The sequence below is a fragment of the Deinococcus marmoris genome (assembly GCF_001949125.1).
GTDB classification, from domain to species: Bacteria; Deinococcota; Deinococci; order Deinococcales; family Deinococcaceae; genus Deinococcus; species Deinococcus marmoris_A.
Genome location: NZ_MSTI01000091.1, coordinates 21,770 through 41,647, shown reverse-complemented (window position 1 = coordinate 41,647; position 19,878 = coordinate 21,770). Strand labels below are relative to the sequence as shown.

Genomic DNA, 19,878 nt, shown 5'->3' with positions numbered 1-19,878 from the left:
GCACGCAGGCCCGTCGTTCCTTCGCACGGATTCCGGCTTATCCGTTACGTCGTCTCCTCTCCGTCACCGTTTTCCCTTCGCCTTCCAGCAATGGTTCGGACAGTTTTGGGTGGCGTCGCGTGCTGGATGGAGAGGAGAAAAAGTGGGGTGTCGCGAGACGTCCAAGGCTCTGCTGGACACAGAATGCTCTGTATTCAGGTGATGTGTCTCCGATTGATCAACAGGGCTGTCTGGCAGGGCAAATAAATAATATCAATCCAGGTGTCGGTGTAATGGTTCGGACAGTTTTCAAATTCGGAGATTCAAATGCGATGAACACAGCGTTTTTAGCTCCTCCCCTTTGATGGGGGAGGCTGGGAGGGGGTGAGATGAAACGCCGTCCCAGTGCCACTTTTCGCCCGATAGGCAAAAATCTTCGTCAAAAACTGTCCGAACCATTGGTGTCGGTGTCGGATTGAGTTTAATTCGGGCAACGGTTGAAGAACACCGTTCTGCTAGCAGCGTACCTGCTGAAAACTGTCCGAACCATTGTTCCAGTCGGGTTTCCTGGTATTTTCATCACCGTTCAACCAGAACCATTGATGAGGGGTTTCTATTTCAGAAGTTCCAGCGCCAGCGCCAGCAAATCTTCCGGCGCGTCGAAGTGGTGGCGGCCCAGTAACAATCGCACCCCACTGGCCACACCCGGCCAGGCATCAGCGAGTTGCCGGGATTGCCACACGAACGAATCCGATTCGTCCGCACCCACCGCAACCAGAAAGGGGCTGGCACTCGTCGGATGGAGAAAAGCAGGGCTGAGCGCACGCGCCTCAATCTCCGAGAGTTGTAAGACAGGCTGTAACTCGGTGCGGCGCAGCGGCCCCAGATCGTACAGGCCGCTGATGCCGATGCCGCCGGTCAATTTCACGTCCGGGAAGCCTTCTGCGGCCCAGTCGGTGGAGTGGATCATGGCGGCCAGATGCCCCCCGGCGGAGTGCCCGGCCACGATCAGCGGTCCCGGAAACTGGGTGGCGAGAAAGGCCGTGGCCTGCCGTGCCTGAGCTGTGATCTGCGCCAGCGTCACGGCGGGCGTCAGGTCATAACTCATGACAGCCACGCGAATTCCAGCCTCCAGCAGCGGCGGGGCCAGATACGAAAAGGTCTCCTTGTAAAACGCCTGCCAGTACCCACCGTGGATGAACATCAGGGTGGCCCGCGCCTCACCTTCAGGTTCAAAGACATCCAGCCGCTCGTGTTCGCCCGTGCCGTAAGCCAGTTGCACGGGCGGAAACGTTTCCCGCACGGCGGCGCTCTTCCGCACCCAGGCCGCGACGATGGCGTCGGCATCCGGCACCCGGCGGCTGGGCATGTACTCGTCATTGGTGGCCGTGTCGAACAAGTTCTGAGGCTGCGTCATGCGGTGGGGTCTCCTGGAGCATTTGTCAAAAGAGTTGTTCACTTTTGACCGAACGGAGCGGGCAAGCGTCCTCAAGGGCGTCTGTTCTGCCCAAGACAGTGAGTGAATTCCGCTGAGCATTTGAGACTGGTACAGCTCCGAAGGAGAGAATGGAAACGTCAGGAGTCTCTTTTCCTGATGCTGTAATTCGGACAAATGCTCTGGGCGCAAAGCGGGCTGGATTCGGGAATGGACAGATTCGGGAATGGACAACGGAAACTTGGAAAGTCTCAGCCCGGATACTCTAGAGTCGCAAGGACAGGCCGGAGAAGGGTGCGGCGCGCTGGAGGTCAGCTTATGGACGAATCACAGGACATGCAAACGCTCTTGGAGCTGACGGACAACTGGCAGGGCGGCGACGTGGGCCGCACCGAACTGGTTTCGGCCCTGCGCCGGGTCAGTGACGATTCCGGCGAGCTGATCCGCACGCTGATCACGCAGCTTTCTCAGGGGGCCGTGCAGGCGGGCCAGACCTCAGAACACACCGAGAACACCGACGCGTGGCGGCAGGAGCTGATGGCCTGCCGCGCCCGCTCATGGCCTTACCCACACGGCGCTGGGCTGCTGGTGGGGCCACACGTCCTGATCCTCACAGACGGTGAACAGGGTGTGCTGCTCCGCGCGGGCCGCCTGCGGGTGCTGACCTCCAGCGTCAGCGCGTCGCTGCTGCTGCTGTGCCAGACCATCGTGATGGCCCAGCATTCTCTGGACGGCAAGGTGGTGGGTCAGGCGCGCACCCAGCGCATCGAATCGGCATCCACCTCGCTGTCGGAAATCGACCCGATCAAGTAGGGCAGAGGTTGGAGGGCGGCGGGGCAGACAATTCCGCCCCGCTATCCTTTTGTCAGGCTGAGATGGAAGGCGAACCCCTCAGTCAGCTTCGCTGCCAGCTCCCCTCAAGGGGAGCCAGGAAAGCGCTGCCGACACGGCAATTCCGCACCTCTCGCCTCCCTTTAAGGGAAGGTCCCCCGAAGGGGGGGAGGGGTTAAACCGTGGCAGCCACCCCGAAAACAGACGTCACAGTGGTTTCTTAGTCTGGTTCCAAACCCATGCCCTAAACTTTCCGAGCCAGCTCCAGGTTCCCACGCTGCCCCTCCCAAGGAGTTCCCATGACCAGTTCCCAGCGCCCGCAGTACATTCTGGCCCTCGACGGCGGCACCACGTCCAGCCGCGCCATCGTTTTCGATCACGGGGGCAACGTGGTGGCGCGGGCGCAGAAGGAATTTCCCCAGATTTTCCCGCGTCCGGGATTGGTGGAACATGACGCGCAGGACATCTGGAGTACACAACTGGGCGTGGCGCAGGAGGCCATTGCGTCAGCGCGGCTGCGGGCCAGCGACATCGCCGCCATCGGCATCACCAACCAGCGCGAAACTGTGGTGGTCTGGGACCGCGCGACGGGGCAGCCCATTCACAACGCGGTTGTCTGGCAGGACCGCCGCACCGCTGGCCTGTGCGACACGCTAAGGGCCGAGGGTAAGGAAGCTCTGTTTCAGCAGAAGACCGGGCTGATTCTGGACGCCTATTTCTCGGGCACCAAGGTGGCCTGGATTCTGGACCATGTGGAGGGCGCACGCGGGCGGGCCGAGCGCGGCGAACTGGCCTTTGGCACGGTGGACTCCTGGCTGGTCTACAACCTGACTGGGGGCGAGCTGCACATCACCGATGCCAGCAACGCCAGCCGCACGCTGCTCTACAACATCCACACGGGTGAATGGGACGACGAACTGCTCGGGATTCTGAACGTGCCGCGCGCCGTGCTGCCCGAAGTGCGCTCCTCCAGCGAGGTCTACGGCGAGACTGCGCCGGGGCTGCTGGGCGCGCAGATCCCGATTGCGGGCATCGCGGGTGACCAGATGGCGGCCACCTTCGGGCAGGTCTGCCTGGAGCGGGGCATGGCCAAGAACACCTACGGCACCGGCTGCTTCATGCTGATGAACACCGAACAGGAGGCGGTGCCCAGCCGGAACCGCCTCCTGACCACGGTGGCGTGGCAACTGGACGGAAAGCGCACCTACGCGCTGGAAGGCTCGGTGTTCGTGGCGGGCGCAGTGGTGCAGTGGCTGCGCGACGGCCTCGGCATCATCCGCAGCAGCGAGGAGGTAGAGACGCTGGCAACGGGGGTGCCCGACAGCGGCGGCGTGTATCTGGTCCCGGCCTTCGTGGGACTGGGCGCACCGTACTGGGACCCCTATGCGCGCGGCACCATCGTGGGCATGACGCGCGGCACCACCGCCGCCCACATCGCCCGCGCCGCGCTGGAGGCGGTGGCCTTTCAGAGCGCCGAACTGCTGGAAGCCATGCAGAAAGACAGCGGCGTGACTTTAAAGGAACTGCGGGTGGACGGCGGGGCCAGCACCAACGATCTGATGATGCAGTTTCAGGCCGACCTGCTGGGCGTCCCAGTGGTGCGCCCGCGCATTACGGAGACCACGGCGCTGGGCGCAGCGTATCTGGCCGGGCTGGCGGTGGGATTCTGGCAGGATCAGGCTGAACTCAGGGCGATGTGGCAGGAAGACCGCCGCTTCGAGCCGCAGATGCAGGCAGATGAGCGGGCGGCCAGGATGCGCCGCTGGAAAAAGGCTGTGGAGCGTTCCCGCGACTGGGAGGATGCGGAGGGCTGAGGAAGGTCAGGTGATGTCGTCCTGCTGAACCCCCATACTTTTGATCAAAACGGTCCAGACCGTTCGTCATACGGACTCCGATTGAAAGGTGTTGAAAACACCTGGAAATCCGAGCGGAGCGAGAAGGAGAAAAACGGGTTCCGGGCGTGGAGTGCAGGAATCGGCGCTGTCCCGATTTCTGCCGCGAAACAGACGGAATCCGTATCATGATCATGTCCGCTGACGCCCCCACTTTTGCCGAGGTTTACCCCGGCCACCCCGAGCCACAGTTCAGGCCGCTTGAATTCAGCCGCCTGCCGCCGCAGGAGACGCTGGCCCGCGCCGAAGCCTTCTATCACGAGATGCAGCAGAGGCGCACCACGCGCCATTTCAGCCGCGACGCCGTTCCGCAGGCCGTGATCGAGTGGGCCGTGCGGACAGCGGGCACGGCTCCCAGCGGCGCACACCGTCAGCCCTGGCGCTTCGTGGCCGTTCAGGACCCAGCCCTGAAAGCGCGGCTGCGAGAGGCGGTGGAGGCCGAGGAATATAAGACCTATACCGGGCGCATGCCCGAGGAATGGCGCGCGGCGCTGGCCCCGCTGGGGACCGATTACGTCAAGGCACACCTGACCGACGCACCGTGGGTGATCGTGGTGTTTCGCGAGAAATACGGCCTGAACACGGACGGCACGCGCACCAAGAATTACTACACGGTGGAAAGCGCCTCGATTGCCGTGGGCCTGCTGATCGCCGCGCTCCACCATGCCGGGCTGGTCACGTTGACCCACACGCCCAATCCGATGGGTTTCCTGGCTGAACTGCTGTGCCGTCCCCGCAACGAGGAGGCGCTGATGGTGTTGCCCGTGGGCTACCCGGCCCCGGACGCAACTGTGCCGGAGCTGACGCGCAAGCCGCTGGAACAGATTTTTCAGGTGGACCTGGGCGGCACTGGTGTAGGCGGTACTGATCTGGACGACACTGGTCTGGGCAGTACTGGGGACCAGCAGATTGAACCCTGAGCGTCCCAGCCGCGTACCCGCTGATAGCACCTCTTTTGACCTTCGCCCACTGACGCGGCGGGCAGACCGGGGGCAGGAGGCCGCATGACCGTTCAACCCGAACCATCCTTTCCCGCGCCGGACCCCCAGCGCTACGGCTGGGCCATTCCGCCCGAAACGGGCACCACGCCCCTGAAGGCGGACGTGGCCGTGATCGGTGCGGGAGCGGCTGGTCTGACCGCTGCGCTCCTGGCGGCCCAGAACGGGCAGCGCGTCATCCTGATTGAGCGCGAGCGGACGGGCGGCGAATGCGCCTTTACCGGCTGTATTCCATCCAAGGCGCTGCTGGCGATGTCAAAAAAGGTCCACGCTGCACGCCAGAGTACGGAGCTGGGAATGCAGGTCAGTGGCGAGCCGGACTGGACCACCATCCGGGCCAGACTGCATGGGGTGATCGACTCGTTCGAGGATGTGGATTCCCCCGAATCTATCGAGCGGCGCGGCGTACAGGTCATCGGGGGTCAGGCCGTTTTCGTCTCTCCGCATGTGCTGGAGGTCACCCGTGACGGCCAGACCCGCACGGTGATGGCCGGAAAATTCGTGCTGGCGACGGGTTCAGAAGCGGCGGTGCCGGACATCGACGGCTTGGGCGAGATTCCGTACCTGACCCACGAAACCATTTTCGATGTGCCGGAGCGGCCCGCGCATCTGCTGGTGCTGGGCGGCGGCCCCATCGGCTGCGAGCTGTCCCAGGCGTTCGTGCGGCTGGGCAGCCGGGTCACCACCCTGCAACGCGGCGAGCGCCTGATCGACAGGGACGAACCGGAAGCCTCGGCGGCACTCCTCCAGGTCTTGCGAAGTGACGGCGTGACCGTCCACCTAAACACTGAAACGGTGCGGGCGGAGCGGACCGGGCAGGGCGTGCGGCTGCACCTGCGGGACGGTCAGACGGTGGAGGGCACGCATCTGCTGGTGGCCGTGGGCAAGACGCCACGCGTGCAGGGGCTGGGTCTGGAGATCATCGGGGCCGACTTCGACGATAGGGGGCTGAAAGTCAGATCCGACATGCAGTCCACCTCCTGCCCGTACCTGTGGGGCGCGGGCGACGTGGTGGGCGGACCCATGTTCACGCACGGCGCAACCGAGCGCGGCACGCTGGCCGGGCTGGGTGCGCTGGCATGGTGGGGCAGGGGCGTGGCCGCCCTGCGCGCCCCCGCCGCCCGCGTGGAGGACATTCCCTGGGTGACCTACACCGAACCTGAGATCGCCCACTGGGGCCTGACCGAGGCGCAGGCGGTGAAGCGATACGGCGGGCGAGTGGTGGTGGTGGACTACGATTTCTCGCATCTGGACCGCGCCCGAACGGAACGCGAAGCGGGATTCGTCAAGCTCGTCGCCCTGAAGGGCGTGTTCGGCTCGCCCGTGGGCCTGCGGGTGGTGGGCGCGCAGGTGGTGGGCAGCCGCGCGGGAGAGCTGATCCAGACCCTCAGCCTGCCCTCCCGCCTGCACGTTCACCCGGCCAGACTGGCGCTGCTGCCGGTGCCGTATCCCACCTACGGCGAGGCGGTACGGCACGTCTACCTGGGCCTGCTGGCGGACAATCCGGCCTTCGGCAAACGCCGTCCTGGGCGAATAGAGGGCCAGCAGACGCAACCGGAAGCGCCGGACCAGGGGCAGACCGCGCCCGGCTGAGACGGACATCATCTGTCACGCCCTCAAATTGGGACAGAAGGCCGCTTCTCTGCGACACAGGTCTGAGCGTCCAATTTGGATTCCCAGGCATACGAGGACCTTCCAACCGCAGCCGGTATCAGTTGCGATGTCTTCTCCCCCACCCGGACCACACTGTTCCACCTCTTCCATTCTGCCCCCAGGTGTTATAGCCTCCTAGAACACATCAACGGGTGTTCTTGCCCAGTACCGGAGGTCTTCCCTATGAACGTGAAGAGAATGTCTCGTATTGCTTTATCGCTTGCCGCCGCACTCACCGTGGGTCAGGCGTTCGCCGCCACCCGTGGAGGCCAGATGACCTTCGGGCGTTACGCCGACTCGCTGTTTCTGGACCCGGTGCTGAACGACGCCAACCTGGACATCTGGATTCTGACCAACCTGTACGACACGTTGCTCCAGCCCACTGCCGACGGCAAGGGCGTGCAGCCAGGGCTGGCCAGCGCCTACAGCCTTTCCAAGGACGGCAAGACCGTCTCGCTGACGCTGCGCTCCGGCATCAAGTTCGCAGACGGCAGCCCGATCACCGCCGCCGACGTGAAATGGAGTCTGGACCGCGCCCGCAACCCCGACAACGGCGCGTGGGTGGGTCTGGTCGGCTCGATTGCCAGTGTGGCAGCCAGCGGCAACAAGGTCACCGTGACCCTCAAGAAGCCTGATCCCTCGATCATTCCGGCGCTGGCGACCTTCAACACCGGCATCATGCCGCAGAAGCTGTTCAACGCTGCACCCGGCAAGAACGACGCCGAGAAGGCCAAGGCCTTTGCCGAGAAGCCCATCGGCTCCGGCCCCTTTGTGCTGAGCGAGTGGAAACGCGGCTCGTACATGGTTCTCAAGCGCAACCCCTACTACTGGAAGATGGGCGAGGACAAGAAGGCCCTGCCGTACCTGGACACCCTGCGCTTCGAGATCATCCCCGACGACAACACCCGCATCCTGAAATTGCAGGCCGGGGAGTTGCAGGGCGCAGAGTTCATTCCGCTGAGCCGGGTGGCCGAACTCAAGAAAGACCCCAAGATCAACATGGTGCTGTTCCCATCCACCAAGGTCAATGACATCATCATGAACAACCGCCCCAAGCTCAAGGACGGCAGCGCCAATCCCCTGAGCGACGTGCGGGTGCGCCAAGCACTGAATTACGCGGTGAACCGCGACGCGCTGATCCAGCTCGTAACCTTCGGAACGGGCAAGCCGATGAAGTCGTTCATGTCTTCGGGCACGCCGCTGTTCGATCCGGCGCAGAAGGGCTTCAACTATGACCCCGACAAGGCCAAGGCTCTGCTGAAGGCGGCGGGCTTCGAGAAAGGTCTGGAAGTGACCAGCATGGCGACTTCGGGCAGCGCAGACGATCAGGCGCTCCTGACCGCTTTGCAGCAGATGTGGGGTGCGGTGGGCATCAAGCTCAAGATCGAGCAGCTCGACGCCGCCACCAAGACCGCCCGCTACCGCGCCAACGACTTCCAGATGCGGACGGGCGCGTGGACCGACGACATCGCCGATCCCAGCGAGATCACCGGCTACTACGCGGTCAACGGCGACACCGAGGCCGCGCACACCGGCTTCACCGATCCGGCCATCGAGAAGCTGTTCATCCAGAGCCAGCAGGAAACCGACAAGACCAAGCGTGCCGCACAGTACAGGCAGATTCAGACCCTGTACGCGGCGGCTTCGCCCACCATCTTCCTGTTCGAGACGCCTTACGCGGTGGCGCTGCTGAACAACGTCAAGGGCTTCAACCAGATTCCGCTGGGCAACAACATCTTCGAGGCCACCTGGCTGGCGAAGTAGGCGGCGAAAGCTGAATTCGGGTGCGCGCCACGCTGTTCTCGTCAGGGCGTGGCGCGCTCTTTGGTGCTTTGAGGAGGTGCAATGCACACCAGTTACGTTCTGAGGCGGCTCCTCCAGATCATTCCGCTGTTTCTGGCGGTGATGGTGCTGGTCTTTACACTCGTTCACCTGATTCCCGGCGATCCGGTCAGCACGCTGCTGGGAGACCGGGCCACGCCGGACATCGTGGCGCGGGCCAATAAGGAACTGGGCCTGGACAAGCCCCTGCTGGTGCAGTTTGGCCTGTTCGTCAATCAACTGCTGCACGGCAATCTGGGCGAGAGTATCAACCTGAAGATTCCGGTGCTGCGCCTGATCGGGGAGCGGCTGCCCGTGACCCTTTTCCTGACTGTTTATGCCGCCGTGCTGGGTGTGGCAATGGCGGTGCCGCTGGCCATGCTGGCCGCCGTGCGCCGCAATACCTGGGTGGATGCCGTGATCCGGGCAGTGTTTCAGGTGGGTCTGTCATTGCCAGTGTTTTATGTGGCCCTGCAACTGCTGACCCTGCTGGGCGCGCGGCTGGGCTGGTTTCCCATCGGCGGCTACGGCGAGAATTTCGGTGAACACCTGTTTCACCTGTTCCTGCCCGCGCTGACGCTGGGGCTGAATCTGGCGGCGATTCTGGTACGAACCCTGCGAAACAGCATCATCGAAGTGCTGACCGCCGAATACGTGGACTTTGCGCGGGCCAAGGGATTGAGGGGAAGCGTAATCATGACCCGTCATGTGCTGCGAAACGCCCTGATCGCCACCGTCACGCTGCTGGGCCTGAACATTGGCGCGCTGATCGGTGGTGCCGTGATTACTGAAACCGTCTTCGCCATTCCCGGCGTCGGACGTTTGATGGTGGACGCCATCTTCGGGCGCGACTACCCGGTGATCCAGGGCCTGACGCTGATGTTCGCCCTGATCGTGTCGCTGGTTTTTCTGGCAACCGATCTGATCCATGCCCGACTTGACCCCCGTGCGGAGCTGTCGTGAAGTTGGGTTGTAGGAGGTGGGCTATGGGTTGTAGGAAAAGATCAAGCCTACAACCCACACCCCACAACCCGTACCCCTCCGAAGGAGCCACATGACCACCATGCATTCCCCCGCGCTGGAAGTGGCCCCCCGCCCGCGCCGCTGGCCCAAGCCCACACTGCTGATCGGGCTGGTGCTGCTGCTGGTGCTGATCTTCGCGGCCCTGTTTCCGCAGGCGCTGGCCCGCTACAGCCCCACCGATTTCGACTATCAGGCCATCCTCAAGGGGCCGAGCGCCGCGCATCCCTTCGGCACCGACAACTTCGGGCGCGACATTCTGAGCCGGGTGATCCACGGCACGCGCATCGACATGCAGATCGCCATTTTTACCACCCTGTTCCCCTTTATCTTCGGCACGCTGCTGGGCGCATTGACCGGTTATCTGGGCCGCTGGAGCGACGCCGTGGTGGGCCGCATTGCCGATCTGGTGGTGGTCTTTCCCTTCCTGGTGCTGGTCATCGCCATCGTGGCGGTTCTGGGGCCAGGGCTGATGAACATGTACATCGCAGTCAGCGCCGTGGGCTGGGTCAGCTACTGGCGGCTGACGCGCGCAGAGGTTATGAATCAGAAAAAGGCCGAGTACGCGCAGGCCGGGCGGGTGCTGGGCTACAGTCCCAGCCGCATTCTGCTGCGGCATCTGCTGCCCAACGCCGTCACGCCCGCCATCGTGTACCTGATGACCGACATGAGCCTGGGCATTCTGCTGGGTGCGTCGCTGGGCTATCTGGGCCTGGGCGCGCAACCGCCGACGCCGGAATGGGGCGTGATGGTGGCCGACGGCAAGAACTTCATGGCCACCGCGTGGTGGATCAGCACCTTTCCCGGGCTGGCCCTGACGCTGGCGGGCGTGACCTTCAGCCTGATCGGGGATGGACTGGCCGACGCCCTGAGGCCCCGCGCATGACCGCGCCGCTTCTCAAAGTGCGTGATCTGAATGTCCGCATTCCCACACCGGGCGGTGTCCTGCATGCCGTGCGCGGCGTCAACTTTGACCTGATGCCCGGCGAGATGCTGGGCCTGGTGGGCGAATCGGGCAGCGGGAAAAGTGTCACCCTGCGCTCGTTGATCCGCCTTCACCGCCCGCCGATTCAGATGACGGGAACAGTGGAGTACGGCGGGAAAAATTTGCTGGATTCCTCCGAATCCAAACTGCGGGACGTGCGCGGTGGGCGGATCAGCATGATCTTTCAGGAGCCGATGTCAGCGCTGAATCCGGTGCTGACGGTGGGTGAGCAGATCGGGGAAAACCTGCGCGAACACAAAGGGCTGCGGGGTAAGGCGGCACAGGACAGAGCTGCCGAGTTGCTGGATTTGACAGGCATTCCCAGCCCCCGCGCCCGTCTCGCAGACTACCCCCATCAGTTCTCCGGCGGGATGCGCCAGCGGGCCATGATCGCCATCGCGCTGGCCTCCGAGCCGCAGTTGCTACTGGCGGATGAGCCGACGACAGCGCTGGACGTGACCATTCAGGATCAGATTCTCAGGCTGCTGCTGCGGCTGCGCGAGGAGATGCACATGAGCGTCATTCTGGTCACGCACGATCTGGGCGTGGTGGCGCAAACGTGTGACCGGGTGGCCGTGATGTACGGCGGACGACTGGTGGAGACGGCAGGAGTCAACGATCTATTCCACGCGCCCAAACACGCCTACACGCTGGGCCTGATGCGGAGCCTGCCGGGGGCCGGGGAACATCGCCGCCCCTTGCAGCCGATTCCTGGCGGGCCACCCGATTTGCGTTCTCTGCCGCCCGGTTGCCCCTTCGCGCCGCGTTGCGAGTACGTGACCGACGACTGCCGGGTGGGCGAACCGCCACTTCTTGAGGTCGCGCCGGGACGCTTCAGCGCTTGCGTTCATTACAGCGAGCTACCCGCCCTTAAATCCACACCTGAGGAGGTGGGCGTATGACTGCTCCTCTCTCCCCTACCACCCCTCCGCTGATGGAAATTCACGGCCTGACCAAGACCTTTCCGGTGGCTCAAAGCCTGCTCTCACGCTGGCGCGGACAGCCACAACGCGCGGTGGCGGCCCTGACTGACGTGGAACTCACGGTGCGGCGCGGCGAGACGCTGGGCATCGTGGGCGAGAGCGGCTGCGGCAAATCCACGCTGGCGCGCACGCTGGTGCGGCTATACGACGCAGACCGGGGCAGCGTCCGTTACGGCGATTCAGACGTGCTGGCGCTGCGCGGCGCGGACCTGCGGCAGTACAACCGCCGGGTGCAGATGATCTTTCAGGACCCGTATTCCAGTCTCAACCCGCGCATGACCGTGGAAGCCGTGCTGCGCGAGGCGTTGAGCGTCCACAAGATGCGCCCACCTGCCGATCAACCCGCCCGCGTGCGCGAATTGCTGAAGCTGGTGGGCCTGCCGCCCGAAGCCGCCGGACGCCTGCCGCACGAGTTCTCTGGCGGCCAGCGCCAGCGCATCGGCATCGCGCGGGCGCTGGCGCTGGAGCCGGAATGTCTGATCGCCGATGAGCTGGTGTCTGCGCTGGATGTGTCGGTGCAGGCACAGGTGGTCAATCTGCTGCTGGAGCTTCAGGAACGCCTGGACCTCACCGTGCTGTTCGTGGCCCATGACTTGCGGCTGGTGCGCCACATCTCGCACCGGGTGGCGGTGATGTACCTGGGCCGGGTGGTGGAGATCTCGGACACGCAAACGATCTTCACCACGCCGCGCCATCCCTACACGCAGGCCCTGCTGGCCGCCGCGCCCACCCTCGATCCCAGCAGGCGCACGGCGGCCCCGGCCATCACGGGCGAGTTGCCCAGTCCGCTGAACGTGCCGAGTGGCTGCGCTTTCCGCACGCGCTGTCCGCACGCCTTTGACCGCTGCGCCACCGAGCGGCCCGCGCTCCTGAAACTGGAGGATGGCCCAGAGGTGGCCTGCCATCTGTACGATCCAGCCCATGCTGGCCTCGCTAAAGTGACAACGTGAAATCTTCAGTGATGGACGCGTCGCTCGGAGCCTCCGAGACTTTTACGTGGCCGCTGGGCATAGACCGCACGCTGGCCGTTCCGGTGGGGGCGCAACTGCGCGGGCAACTGGAATACGGCATCGCCTGCGGGGATATTCCACGCGGCGCGCGGCTGCCCAGTGTGCGCGAGCTATCGCAGGAACTGGGCGTGGCGCACATGACCGTGGCCGGCGTGTACAAGGAGCTGCTGGGGCTGGGCCTGATCGTAACTGCACGCGGGCGCGGAACGTTCGTGGCCGACGCGCCGCAGCCTCCGCCCGGCCCCGATCCGGCGCGGCTGACCCGCCTGCTGTCAGACACGCTGGCACAGGCCGAGGGCGAGGGCTACAGCCTGCGCCAGATCGGGGAAGCCATGAACGCCCTGATCGCGCGCGGCGCACGTCCGCCCCAGATCGGTGTCAGCGTGCTGCTGGTGGGCCTGTTTGCAGACGCCACCCGCAGTTACGCGGCGGATGTGCAGGCGGCGCTGCCCGCCGGGGACCGGGTGCTGGCGGTCACGCTGGACGACCTGCGCTCCGGGCGCTCACACGCCGACGCGCAGAACGCCGACGTGGTGCTGGCGCTGGCCCACCGTTTATCCGAAACCCACGCACTCTTGCCCGGCTGGGAGGTCATTCCAGTGGGCTTCATCCCCTCGCAGCGCACCCGCGCGGCGCTGGCCGCCCTCAATCCCATGATCCGTCTGGCGATTGTGGCGACCTTCGAGGAATTTCTGCCCACCTTTCTGGGCGGTGTCAAACGCTTTGCGCCGCATATTTCCGCCATTCAGGCCACCCACCTGCACGCCACCGATTTGCAGGGCGTGCTGGATTCGTGTGACGTGGCCATCTACGCCACCGGCTCCGAAACCGTGAGGGCGCTGATGCCCAACAAACCTTCTCTGGAATACCGCCACATCGTCGATCCGCGCGACGTGGAGGGGCTGGTGCTGCCCGCCGTGGCCGCCCAGAGAACGACACAGCGAACCACGCAGAGATCCACACGGCCACCGCCTCAACCCATGCCCAAAAAGGAGTTGTCATGACCGCGATTGAACAGATGAACTGGATGCAGGTGGAGGAATACCTCAAGACCGACGACCGCTGCATCCTCCCGCTGGGCAGCACCGAGCAGCACGCGCACCTGAGCCTGTGCGTGGACAACATCCTGCCCTTCAAGCTGGCACAGGACGCGGTGGGCGACTCTGGCGTGCCCGTATTTCCCGTCCTGCCCTACGGCATCACGCCGTACTTCCGGGCCTATCCGGGCAGCATCAATATCCGGGTACAGACATATCTGGCCATCGTGCGCGACATTCTGGACGACCTGCACGAACAGGGCTTCCGGCGAATCCTGATCGTCAACGGGCACGGCGGCAATACCCCGGCGCAGGGTTTTGCCGCCGAGTGGATGGCCGATCACCCCGGCACGCAGGTCAAGTTTCACAACTGGTGGAACGCGCCGGGGGTCTGGGCCAAGGTGCAGGCCACCGACAGCAACGCCAGCCACGCCTCCTGGATGGAAAATTTTCCCTGGACGCGGCTGGACGGCGTGGAGATGCCGGACACCGAGAAAACCGGGATTGACTTTGACCACATGCGGTTGCTTGGCCCCAAGGCCCTGCGCGAGTATCTGGGCGAGGGCAATTTCGGCGGCAAATTTCAGCGCCCCGACGCCGATATGCACGCCATCTGGGATGTGGCCGTGGCGGAAACCCGCGCCCTGCTGGAAGGCGGGTGGGCCGGGTGAACGAGCAAGGCCCGCAACGCCTGCTGGTCTGGGGAGCCGGAGCCATCGGCGGCACGATTGGCGCGTATCTGGTTCGGGATGGCTATGACGTGACCTTCGTGGATGTGGACGCCGATCATGTCCAGGCCATTAACAGGCATGGACTGAGCATCAACGGGCCGTTTGGGGATTTCAGGGTGACAGCGTCCGCTTTCACCCCGGACGCCTTGCAGGGCCAGTGGGACACCATTTTGCTGTGTACCAAGGCGCAACACACGGCGGCGGCGGCCAAAGCCCTTGCGCCGCATCTCAGCCCGGAGGGCGTGGTGCTGTCCATCCAGAACGGCCTCAACCCGCTGATCATCAACGATCACATCCCGCCCCAGCGCGTGCTGGGCAGCTTCGTCAACTTCGGTGCGGATTATCTGGAACCCGGCGTGGTGCATTACGGCGGGCGCGGCGTGGTGGTCATCGGCGAGCAGGACGGAGAGTTGACCGGGCGGGCGCGGCAGCTCCACCAGATGCTGACGCACTTTGAACCGGACGCCATTCTCAGTCCGAATGTCTTCGGCTACCTGTGGAGCAAGCTGGCTTACGGGGCGCTGCTGTTTGCCACCGCCATTACCAACGACAGCATCGCCGACGCACTTGAGCAGCCCGAAGACCGCGCCCTGTACACCGAACTGGGCCGCGAGGTCATGCGGGTGGCCCTGGCACACGGCGTCACCCCCGAAGCTTTCAACGGCTTTGACCCGGCGGCCTTCCTGCCAGACGCAGGCGACGCGGCAGCCGCACAGAGTCTGGACGAGATGGTGGCCTTCAACCGCCGCAGCGCCAAGACCCACAGCGGCATCTGGCGTGATCTGGCCGTTCGCAAACGCACCACGGAGGTGGACGCACAACTGGGCTGGGTGGTGCATTTTGGAGGCCAGCACGGCGTTCCCACCCCGCTCAACGCCCGCCTGATCGCGCTGATTCACGAGATAGAAGCTGGAACCCGCGAGCTGAGCCAGGGCAATCTGGCTGACCTGCGTGGGCTTCTGCTTCAGGAGCAGGCGTGAGCGCCGAACGCTTCGCAGGCCAGACGGTGATCGTCACCGGGGCGGCGCACGGCTTCGGGCGCGCGATTGCCCACGCCTTCGCCTGGGAAGGGGCAGCAGTCTGGGCCTGTGACGTGAACACCGAGGGTCTGGGGGAGACAGCAAGGCTGGCCCACCACGACGGTCTGACCATCCAGACCAGAGCAGTGGATGTGGGCGACGCCGCTGCTGTGGGCGCGTTCGTGGCTGAAGCCGTGGCGGAAACGGGCCGCGTGGATGTGCTGGTCAACAACGCGGGCGGCGTGCGCGGACAGGTGGGCCGCCCCATTGAGGACATCAGTCCTGCCGACTGGCAGGCCATCTTCGCCGTCAACGTGGACGGGGCATTTTTCTTCGCGCAGGCGGTGGCCCCGCACATGAAAGCCCACAAATCGGGCCGGATCGTCAACATCTCCAGCGGCGCGGGCCTGGGCATCAGCCTGACCGGGATTCAGGCGTATGCCAGTGCCAAGGCCGCCCAGATCGGTCTGACCCGGCAACTGGCGCACGAGTTGGGCGCGTGGGGCATCACGGTGAACAACGTCGCTCCCGGCTTTGTCCGCAGCAATCCCACCACCGAGCGCCAGTGGGACAGCTACGGCGAGGAAGGGCAGCGCAAACTGCTGGACGGCATCGCCCTGAAGCGCCTGGGAACGCCGGAAGACATCGCCAACGCCGTGCTGTTCTTCGCTTCAGAGCAGGCGGGCTGGATTACCGGGCAAGTCCTAAGCGTGGACGGTGGCAAATGAGCGGCCTGAATGATGTGCTGGTGCGGCTGAACGAACGCGCCAAAGATTCGCTTTCTGAGTTGATTGAGTTCGCCAGTATTCCCAGTGTCAGCGCGCAGCCCGCCCACAAATCCGACATGGATCGGGCGGCACTGTGGCTCTCGGAGCGCCTGAAACGTGCCGGACTCAAGACTGTAGAACGGTGGCCCACGGCTGGGCACACCGCCGTCTACGCCGAATATCTGGACGCGGGCGAGGACGCCCCCACGCTGCTCGTCTACGGCCACTACGACGTTCAGCCCCCCGATCCGCTGGAGAAGTGGCACACGCCGCCGTTCACACCCACGGTCAGGGGCGAGCGCATCTATGGGCGCGGCGTCAGCGACGACAAGGGGCCGCTGCTGCTGACCGTCCAGGTGGTGGATGCCTACCTGTCCACGCTGGGCAGCTTGCCCCTCAACCTCAAATTTCTGTTTGAAGGCGAGGAAGAAGTCGGCAGCGCCCATCTGAACGAGCTGGTTGCGCAGAACGCACTGCGGTTGAAATCAGATTTCGTCCTGAGTGCCGATGGCGGCATGTGGAGCGCGGATATCCCCTCGCTGACGGTGAGTGCGCGTGGGCTGGCGGCGCTGGAACTCACCGTTCGCGGCCCCGCCAAGGATTTACACTCCGGGCGGCACGGCGGCAGCGTCCACAATCCTCTGCACGCGCTGGCGACATTGATCGCCGGACTGCATGACGAATCGGGCCGCGTGACCGTGCGGGGCTTTTACGACGGTATTTCCGAGCTGACGCCGCAGCAACGCGGGGACATCCAGCAACTGCCGTTCACCGACGAAGCGTACCTGACCCAGACTGGAGCGCCCGCCGTCTACGGCGAATCCGGGTATTCCACGCTGGAACGCCAGTGGCACCGGCCCACGCTGGAAGTGAACGGGATGTGGGGCGGTTACACGGGCGAGGGAACGAAAACGGTGCTGCCCAGCGAGGCGCACGCCAAGATCACCTGCCGACTGGTGCCGGGGCAGGAGCCGGAGCGCATCGCCGCGCTGCTCCAGCAGCATCTGGAGGACAGGCTGCCGCCCGGCGTTACCCTGGAGATTCACGGCAGTGACCACGGCGCACGCGCGTACCGCCTGCCCGACGATCACCCTGGCGCGGTGGTGGCGCGGGAAGTGCTGGCCAGGCTCTACGGCAAACCCCCGCTGGACGTGGGCATGGGCGGCAGCATTCCCGTGCTGGAAACCTTCCAGAGCGCCCTCGGCCTGGACACCGTGTTCTTCAGCTTCGCGGTAGGCGACGAGGACATCCACGCCCCCAACGAATTCTTCCGTGTGCCGAGGCTGTACGAGGGCCAGCAAGCCTGGGCGCAGTTCTGGTGGACACTGGCCCAGAAGAAATTGGAACAGAAGAAACTGGAACAGGAGAGCAAGCCATGAATGAATTCAAGCGCCGCTCGGCGGAAATCAATGACCTGTTGTGCGTCCTGAACGTCCTGAACTGGGACGCCCGCACGCAGATGCCCGCAGGCGGCAGTTCGCCCCGCGCCCAGCAACTCGCCACCGTCAGTGCGCTGGCACAGGAAAAGTTGCTTGATCCGGCCTACGCGGCGGCGGCCCAGGCAGTCAGCGGTGATGACGTGGAGAACCGCGCCGCTCAGCAGGCGCTGGACGCCATCTCGGCGCTGAAGCGTATTCCCGCCGAGCTGACCCGCGAACTGGCCCTGCTGAAATCTGAGGCACAAGACGTGTGGGCACGCGCCAAAGCGGCCAACGACTTCGGCCTGTTCGCTCCAGGCCTGACGCGCATGGTGGAACTGAACCAGCAATTGGCCGAGGCGCTGGGGTACGAGGGCCACCCCTACGACGCGCTGCTCAACATGTACGAGCCAGGCCTGACGGTAGAGACGCTCATGCCGCTGTTTGAGCAACTGCGTGCCCATCATGTGCCGCTGTTGCGGGCCATTCAGGAGCGGCCCCAACCCCGCAGCGAATTCCTGAACCGCTCGTATCCGGCAGCAGCGCAAAAGAGCATCTCGCTGGCACTGGCCCAGAAGTTCGGCTACGACACGGAGCGCGGGCGACTGGACGAATCGGCGCACCCCTTTGAGATCAGTTTTACCCGTCAGGACGTGCGGATCACCACCCGCATCCAGGAGAACTTCCTGTCGGGCGCACTGTTCGGCACGCTGCACGAGACTGGACACGCCATGTACGAGCAGGGCGTCCGCCCGGAGCTGAGCCGCACGGTGCTGGCCAGCGATCTGCTGGGCCTGTACGCGGTGGGCGGGGCCAGCTACGGCACGCACGAGAGCCAGTCGCGGCTGTGGGAAAACCGCATCGGGCGATCAAAGGCCTACTGGGATCTGCACTTCCCGCAGCTTCAGGCCGCGTTTCCTGAAGCACTCGCAGACGTGGACACCGCCGCCTTTCACCGCGCCGTCAACACCGTGCGTCCCAGTCTGATCCGGGTGGAGGCCGACGAACTGACCTATGACCTGCACATCATGCTGCGGGTAGAGCTGGAACGCGCCCTGATCGGCGGTGAACTGGCGGTCAAAGACCTGCCCGAAGCCTGGAACGCCCGCATCAAGGCTGATCTGGGATTGGACGTGCCGGACGACACCAGGGGCGTGTTGCAGGACATCCACTGGTCAGCAGGCATGTTCGGCTCGTTTCCCACCTACACCATCGGCAATGTGATGGCCTCGCAGTTCTATGCGGCGGCCACAGAGCAGATGCCGGAACTGGAAGACACGCTGCTGCGCGGCGAATACGCCACTCTTCTTGGCTGGCTGACCGACAACATCTACCAGCATGGGCGCATCTACACGCCCCACGAGTTGCTGGAACGCGTGACCGGGCGTGGTCTTGACCCGCAACCGTATCTGGATTACCTCAGCGGCAAATACGGCGAACTCTACGGCTTGGCCGAGACAAATGAAACGGCGCAAAAGGAGCAGATACTATGACCCAGCAAAACGGAAAACTCGCAGGAAAAGTGGCCCTCGTGACCGGCGCAAGCAGCGGCATTGGTGAGGCGACGGCGCTGGCACTGGCCGAACACGGCGCGGCAGTAGCATTGGTGGCGCGGCGCAGGGACCGTCTGGACGAGCTGGCGGGCAGGATTGAAGGCATGGGCGGCAAGGTGGCCGTGATCGTCTCCGATCTGGCGCAGGCCGGGCAGGGGGCAGAGGTGGTGGGGCAGGCGGTAGAGGCCCTGGGCCGTCTGGACATCGTCGTCAACAACGCGGGCGTGATGCTGCTCGGCCCGCTGGCAGGCGGCGATCCCAGCGACCTCACGCGCATGATGGACCTGAACGTCACCGCGCTGATGCACCTCTCGCAAGCCGCGCTGGAAACGATGAAGCCGCAGAAGAGCGGTCATATCGTCAACATCTCCTCGGTGTCGGGGCGCGGAGCCAGTCCGCTGAGCGCCGGGTACAGCGCCAGCAAATGGGCGGTGGGGGGCTTCAGCGAGGGGCTGCGGCAGGAAGCCAAACAGGACCGCATTCGCGTGACCGTCATCGAACCCGGCGTCGTCGCCACCGAGCTGACCGATCACATCACCCACACCCAGACCAAGGACATGTACGAGGGCCGGATCAAGGACATGGAGATGCTGCAATCGGAGGACATCGCCGCCGCCGTCCTTTACGCCGTGACCCAGCCGGAGCGCGTGAACGTCAACGAGTTGCTGATCCGTCCGCTCGATCAGGGCTGAGAAAGTTGGGGGTTCTCCCCGCCAGACCGCATCTTCTGTCGCCCAAAATCCAGC

17 protein-coding genes are annotated in these 19,878 nt (G+C 64.4%); 16 read left to right on the top strand and 1 reads right to left on the bottom strand.

What is annotated here, in order from left to right:
• Nucleotides 1-592: 592 nt before the first annotated feature.
• Entirely contained in the window at nt 593-1,396 is an 804-nt protein-coding gene (locus tag BOO71_RS13505) for an alpha/beta hydrolase (protein WP_075833211.1), read from the bottom strand.
• A 336-nt stretch (nt 1,397-1,732) separates the two neighbouring features.
• Between BOO71_RS13505 and BOO71_RS13500 the strand changes: the two genes are divergently transcribed.
• The 16 genes from BOO71_RS13500 to BOO71_RS13425 all read left to right on the top strand — a co-directional run bounded on the left by BOO71_RS13500 (nt 1,733) and on the right by BOO71_RS13425 (nt 19,824).
• The gene (locus tag BOO71_RS13500) at nt 1,733-2,227 is read left to right on the top strand and encodes a hypothetical protein (RefSeq protein WP_075833209.1); all 495 of its coding nucleotides are present in this window, start codon (nt 1,733-1,735) and stop codon (nt 2,225-2,227) included.
• 317 nt (nt 2,228-2,544) lie between these two features.
• Nucleotides 2,545-4,059, top strand: a complete 1,515-nt coding sequence (gene glpK / locus BOO71_RS13495) for a glycerol kinase GlpK (protein ID WP_075833207.1) — start codon at nt 2,545-2,547, stop codon at nt 4,057-4,059.
• 212 nt (nt 4,060-4,271) lie between these two features.
• Nucleotides 4,272-5,057: a nitroreductase family protein gene (locus BOO71_RS13490; protein ID WP_083653430.1), complete on the top strand. Its 786-nt coding sequence runs from the start codon at nt 4,272-4,274 to the stop codon at nt 5,055-5,057.
• An 84-nt stretch (nt 5,058-5,141) separates the two neighbouring features.
• Nucleotides 5,142-6,728 (top strand): dihydrolipoyl dehydrogenase family protein, encoded by a 1,587-nt coding sequence (locus BOO71_RS13485; protein WP_083653414.1) that lies wholly within the window; start codon nt 5,142-5,144, stop codon nt 6,726-6,728.
• 243 nt (nt 6,729-6,971) lie between these two features.
• A complete protein-coding gene (locus tag BOO71_RS13480) occupies nt 6,972-8,552 on the top strand; it encodes an ABC transporter substrate-binding protein (RefSeq protein WP_075833205.1) in 1,581 nt (526 codons plus the stop codon).
• 81 nt (nt 8,553-8,633) lie between these two features.
• Complete coding sequence (locus tag BOO71_RS13475; RefSeq protein ID WP_075833203.1) at nt 8,634-9,572, top strand: ABC transporter permease; 939 nt, start codon at nt 8,634-8,636, stop codon at nt 9,570-9,572.
• Between the two features lie 91 nt (nt 9,573-9,663).
• Nucleotides 9,664-10,515, top strand: coding sequence for an ABC transporter permease (locus BOO71_RS13470; protein ID WP_075833201.1), 852 nt, complete (start codon nt 9,664-9,666; stop codon nt 10,513-10,515).
• Nucleotides 10,512-11,516 carry an ABC transporter ATP-binding protein gene (locus BOO71_RS13465; protein WP_075833199.1) on the top strand — a complete coding sequence of 335 codons (1,005 nt, stop codon included), beginning with the start codon at nt 10,512-10,514 and terminating at the stop codon, nt 11,514-11,516. The genes BOO71_RS13470 and BOO71_RS13465 overlap by 4 nt, the downstream gene beginning before the upstream one ends.
• The gene (locus tag BOO71_RS13460) at nt 11,513-12,547 is read left to right on the top strand and encodes an ABC transporter ATP-binding protein (protein ID WP_075833197.1); all 1,035 of its coding nucleotides are present in this window, start codon (nt 11,513-11,515) and stop codon (nt 12,545-12,547) included. Before BOO71_RS13465 ends, BOO71_RS13460 begins: the two co-directional genes overlap by 4 nt.
• On the top strand, nt 12,544-13,611 hold the full coding sequence (locus BOO71_RS13455; RefSeq protein ID WP_254843154.1) for a GntR family transcriptional regulator: 1,068 nt from the start codon (nt 12,544-12,546) through the stop codon (nt 13,609-13,611). The genes BOO71_RS13460 and BOO71_RS13455 overlap by 4 nt, the downstream gene beginning before the upstream one ends.
• Nucleotides 13,608-14,315 (top strand): creatininase family protein, encoded by a 708-nt coding sequence (locus tag BOO71_RS13450; protein ID WP_254843153.1) that lies wholly within the window; start codon nt 13,608-13,610, stop codon nt 14,313-14,315. Before BOO71_RS13455 ends, BOO71_RS13450 begins: the two co-directional genes overlap by 4 nt.
• The gene (locus BOO71_RS13445; protein ID WP_075833370.1) at nt 14,312-15,355 is read left to right on the top strand and encodes a ketopantoate reductase family protein; all 1,044 of its coding nucleotides are present in this window, start codon (nt 14,312-14,314) and stop codon (nt 15,353-15,355) included. The genes BOO71_RS13450 and BOO71_RS13445 overlap by 4 nt, the downstream gene beginning before the upstream one ends.
• Nucleotides 15,352-16,122 carry an SDR family NAD(P)-dependent oxidoreductase gene (locus BOO71_RS13440; protein WP_075833193.1) on the top strand — a complete coding sequence of 257 codons (771 nt, stop codon included), beginning with the start codon at nt 15,352-15,354 and terminating at the stop codon, nt 16,120-16,122. Before BOO71_RS13445 ends, BOO71_RS13440 begins: the two co-directional genes overlap by 4 nt.
• Nucleotides 16,119-17,540, top strand: coding sequence for a dipeptidase (locus BOO71_RS13435; RefSeq protein WP_075833191.1), 1,422 nt, complete (start codon nt 16,119-16,121; stop codon nt 17,538-17,540). Before BOO71_RS13440 ends, BOO71_RS13435 begins: the two co-directional genes overlap by 4 nt.
• Nucleotides 17,537-19,072: a carboxypeptidase M32 gene (locus BOO71_RS13430; protein WP_075833189.1), complete on the top strand. Its 1,536-nt coding sequence runs from the start codon at nt 17,537-17,539 to the stop codon at nt 19,070-19,072. Before BOO71_RS13435 ends, BOO71_RS13430 begins: the two co-directional genes overlap by 4 nt.
• Nucleotides 19,069-19,824, top strand: coding sequence for an SDR family NAD(P)-dependent oxidoreductase (locus BOO71_RS13425; protein ID WP_075833187.1), 756 nt, complete (start codon nt 19,069-19,071; stop codon nt 19,822-19,824). Before BOO71_RS13430 ends, BOO71_RS13425 begins: the two co-directional genes overlap by 4 nt.
• Nucleotides 19,825-19,878: the final 54 nt, after the last annotated feature.